This is a genomic window from Bradyrhizobium sp. P5_C11_2 (genome assembly GCF_054049755.1).
In genome coordinates, this window is sequence record NZ_JBFULT010000651.1 from 1 (window position 1) to 3,824 (window position 3,824).

At 65.7% G+C, this 3,824-nt stretch carries 4 protein-coding genes; 3 read left to right on the top strand and 1 reads right to left on the bottom strand.

The annotated features are described in order from the left end of the window. The first annotated feature begins 83 nt into the window (after positions 1-83). The gene (locus tag ACXJL8_RS36115; RefSeq protein ID WP_456620217.1) at positions 84-1,058 is read left to right on the top strand and encodes an alpha/beta fold hydrolase; all 975 of its coding nucleotides are present in this window, start codon (positions 84-86) and stop codon (positions 1,056-1,058) included. Positions 1,059-1,179: 121 nt separating this feature from the next. On the opposite strand, the gene ACXJL8_RS36120 is transcribed toward ACXJL8_RS36115, so the two are convergent. Continuing rightward, complete coding sequence (locus tag ACXJL8_RS36120; protein WP_027547402.1) at positions 1,180-1,419, bottom strand: hypothetical protein; 240 nt, start codon at positions 1,417-1,419, stop codon at positions 1,180-1,182. A 327-nt stretch (positions 1,420-1,746) separates the two neighbouring features. Here ACXJL8_RS36120 and ACXJL8_RS36125 point away from each other — a divergent pair, with 327 nt between their 5' ends. Together ACXJL8_RS36125 and ACXJL8_RS36130 are read left to right on the top strand one after the other, a co-directional pair. Then, positions 1,747-2,655 (top strand): dihydrodipicolinate synthase family protein, encoded by a 909-nt coding sequence (locus tag ACXJL8_RS36125; protein WP_456620216.1) that lies wholly within the window; start codon positions 1,747-1,749, stop codon positions 2,653-2,655. A gap of 145 nt (positions 2,656-2,800) precedes the next feature. Beyond that, complete coding sequence (locus ACXJL8_RS36130; RefSeq protein ID WP_456620215.1) at positions 2,801-3,772, top strand: SDR family NAD(P)-dependent oxidoreductase; 972 nt, start codon at positions 2,801-2,803, stop codon at positions 3,770-3,772. The last annotated feature ends 52 nt before the right edge of the window (positions 3,773-3,824 follow it).

Sequence of the window (3,824 nt, forward strand, 5' to 3'; positions counted from 1 at the left end):
ATGCTCGCATTATAGCGGGAAATGGCGGCGGGTCGGCAAGCCCCTTTGTCGCCGTGTCGAAAGAGCCAGATGGGGATGTGGCCATGAGCGTTGCCAGGATCGTGTCGGCCTTGCAGTTCTGTCCGGGCGGCTGCGTCTTCAGTGCGCCGGCCCGGCGCGATCCCGCACCAAGCCTGCAAAGCCGCGTCTTCAACATGCTGCTCGGGCTGCTTCCGTTCAAGCAGCAACTGGCGTCAGCCGAGGCCGTGCAGGCGCATGTGCGCAAGCTCGCCTTGCAGCCGGCCTCGCACGAGCCGACCGGGCTGGGCCGCGGCGTCGAGGCGACCCTGACCAAGATGGGTGGATGGCCGGTCTACTACACCGCGCCGTCCTCGGGCCATGAAGGCTGCAACTACGTCATGTTCCTGCATGGCGGCGGCTTCATCAACGAGATCGTGCCGGCGCATTGGCGCTTCGTCGGCCGGATGACGCGCGAGGCGGGCGTCGTTTGCGTCGTGCCGATCTATCCACTCGCACCCCGCGCGACCGCAAAAGACCTCGTGCCGGCGACGGCCGAACTGCTGCGGATGCTGCTGGAGGATGCCGGGTCCGCGAAGGTCACGGTGGTCGGCAATTCGGCCGGCGCTGGCCTCGCACTTGCCGCTTGCCAGTGGCTGCGCGATCGCGGGCACCGGCAGCCGAATCGGCTGGTGCTGATCTCGCCGGCCGCGGATGCGTCGATCAGCCGTCCGGAGCAGGTCGCGATCGCGGCGCGCGATCCCATGCAGGACATTCCGGGGATCGTCGAGGCGGGGCGGCTCTATGCCGGCGAGCTCGATGTCGGCCACCCCTTCGTCAGCCCCTTGAACGGCGCCTTCCGCTCGCTCGCGCCGATGCTCATCTTCTCCGGCACGCGCGACCTGCTCTATCCCGACAGTGTCGATCTCGCGGAGAGGGCAAGGGCCGCAGGCGTGCCGGTCGAGCTGCATCTGCGGCGCGGCCAGCCGCACAATTACGCGCTGATGCCGACGCCGGAAGGGCGGCAGGCGCGTGCGATGATTCTGCGTGCGGTAGCTTAAGGGGATAAGGTGTGATCATTGTCACAGAGCGCGCCGCCGCGATGGGGTCTGGCGCTGCGAGCCCGAGCGGAGCAAAGGGCGGCCCCGGGCGTTTCCTCAGGTAACGTAGTTTTGCGGGGCCTTAGGCGTGGCCCTTGATCTCGTAGTGACCCGGCACGCATTTGTAGCGCTCGAGGCGCCAGTTGGCGTGATAGATCGGATGCTCGCCCATCCACTTCGCCAAGGGTGCCTGTGCGCCGATCGCACACTGCATCATCGACATTTCGGGCGTCATGTTGCTGTCGGTCACGATTTCCTCGACGCAAGCGCCCGAGGCAGATGCACCAAGCCGGCAGAGCACGGCTACGACGGTCACGAACATTCCTGTCACCTCATCGGTAGTTTCTGACCACGAAGAGGATGCAAGCGGAGTGCCAGAGCCTGTGACACAAACAACACGCTGGCCTGGCCGACTCGACCCAGCGTCCACCCCCATTTGACGATTCGGATTGTAAAAAAATTGCCCCTAACCCGAAGCCGGACAAATACGGGAACCGGAGGGGATGACCACAGGAATGATTGATTGTGAGGGCAGCGCCGCGCCGGGCAGGCCTTCACACGCCCCTCGCAACCGGTAGGCTCACAGGCTGTGGATACCCGCCAAAAGAGCGGGGCCGCCACAAGGGCCACGGAAACGCGAGGGCAGACCATGACAGCACGACCGACCGGCGTGATCCCGCCGATGACGACGCCGTTCCGCAAAGAGGGCGAGATCGACTTTGGGCTCGTGGCGCCTCAGGTCGACTGGATGATCGGCGCCGGCGCGCATGGCGTCGCGGCCGGCGGCTCGACCGGCGAGGGCCACACGCTCGATCACGAGGAATATCGCGACCTGATGGCCGCGACGCTCGAGGCGGTGAGGGGACGCATCCCCGTGATCGCCGGCATCATCGTGGACTCCACGCGCGATGCGATCCGCCGCGGCAAGCTCGTGCGCGACATGAATGTCGCAGCCCTCCAGGTCACGCCGGTGCATTATCTGTTCAAGCCGGACGACGAGGCGATGGTGGCGCATTTCCGCGCCATGGCCGACGAGACCGGCATGCCCATCATCATCTACAACGTGGTGCCGTGGTCCTATCTGTCGCCGGCGCTGCTGGTGCGGATCATGACCGAGGTGCCGCTGGTGGTTGGCGTCAAGCAGAGCGCGGGCGATCTCAAGCTGTTTGCCGACCTCATGATGATGGCACCGGACAAGCTGATCTACAGCGCGGTCGATGCCCTGATGTATCCGTCCTACACGCTCGGGGCTCATGGCTCGATCGCCGCGATCCTGACCGCGGCGCCGCATGCCTCGGTCGCGCTGTGGGATGCGGTGAAGGCGGGCGACCATCCGCGCGCGCTCGACCTGCACAAAAAGCTGCTGACGCTGTGGAATGCCGTTATCGCCGACAATCTGCCGGCCTGCACGCGTTACGCCCAGACGCTCCAGGGCCTGCCGAAAACCTATCCGCGCGCACCGATGCCGGAGGCCTCGCCGGCGCAGCAGGCCGCCATCCGCAAGGCGCTGGAGGCTCTCGGCGCGTTGAACGGGGCGCGCGTCGAGGCGGCCGAATAGTCCGCGGGCCGAAATAACTGACGTGAAGATGGCAGCGCCCATCCGCTTTTACCCGCGGATGCGGTGCTGCTACATTTTGGGTGCGGCTCGCTGAGGTCGCGCAGCGACGAAGAAGCATACCGACAAGGGGAGGGACCGAAGTCCCATGAAGGATTTTGCAGGAAAGATCGCCGTCATCACCGGCGGCGGCACGGGCATGGGGCGGGAGCTCGCGCGGCAACTGGTCGCCGAGGGCTGCAATGTCGCGATGTGCGACGTCTCGGAAGCCGCGATGGCGGAGACCAAGCGGCTGTGCGAGGTCGAGAAGCTGCCGCAGGGCCTGCGCGTCACGACGCATGTCGCCGACGTCTCGATCGAGGATCATTTGAAGCGCTTCCGCGACGAGCTCGCCGAGCAGCAGAAGACCGACCGGATCCATCTTCTGTTCAACAACGCCGGCATCGGTGGCGGCGGCAGCCTGTTCACCAACACGCGCGAGCAGTGGGAGCGCACCTTCAACATCTGCTGGGGCGGGGTCTATCTCGGCGTGCGCACCTTCCTGCCGATGCTGGTGGCGGCCGACGAGGCCCACATCGTCAACACCGCGAGCGTCAACGGCTTCTGGGCCTCGATCGGCATGAACCAGGCGCACACTGCCTACAGCTCGGCGAAGTTCGCGGTGAAAGGATTTACCGAAGCGCTGATCAACGACCTCCGCCTCCACGCACCGCACGTCAAGTGCTCGGTGGTGATGCCCGGCCACGTCGGCACCTCGATCGTCTCCAATTCGCGCAAGGTCCAGAGCAGCGACGGGTCCGACCGGCTCAACGCCGACGAGGTCGCGCTGACCCGCAAGCGCATGGTCGCGGCCGGCGTGCCGGATGCTGACAAAATGTCCGACGACGACATCCAGGCGGCGTTCGCCGAGCGCGCCCGCAGCTTCCTCGAGGACGCGCCGACGACGGCTGCCCAGGCCGCGAAAATCATTCTCGACGGCGTGAAGGCGGAGCGGTGGCGCATTCTTGTGGGCGAGGACGCAAAGCGCCTTGACGAACGCGTGCGCGCAACGCCCGAGCAAGCCTATGACCGGACCTTCTACGAAAGTTTTACGCAGGAGGTCGGCTGGCGGCTTGGCTGACATCGTCAACGAGCGCGCGCGATATGGGTATGATGATCATCATGGCAAGAGG

Excerpts from the sequence above, each read along its gene's own strand:
- ACXJL8_RS36120 (WP_027547402.1), bottom strand. The coding sequence starts at position 1,419 with ATGTTCGTGACCGTCGTAGCCGTGCTCTGCCGGCTTGGTGCATCTGCC.
- ACXJL8_RS36115 (WP_456620217.1), top strand. The coding sequence starts at position 84 with ATGAGCGTTGCCAGGATCGTGTCGGCCTTGCAGTTCTGTCCGGGCGGC.
- ACXJL8_RS36125 (WP_456620216.1), top strand. The coding sequence starts at position 1,747 with ATGACAGCACGACCGACCGGCGTGATCCCGCCGATGACGACGCCGTTC.
- ACXJL8_RS36130 (WP_456620215.1), top strand. The coding sequence starts at position 2,801 with ATGAAGGATTTTGCAGGAAAGATCGCCGTCATCACCGGCGGCGGCACG.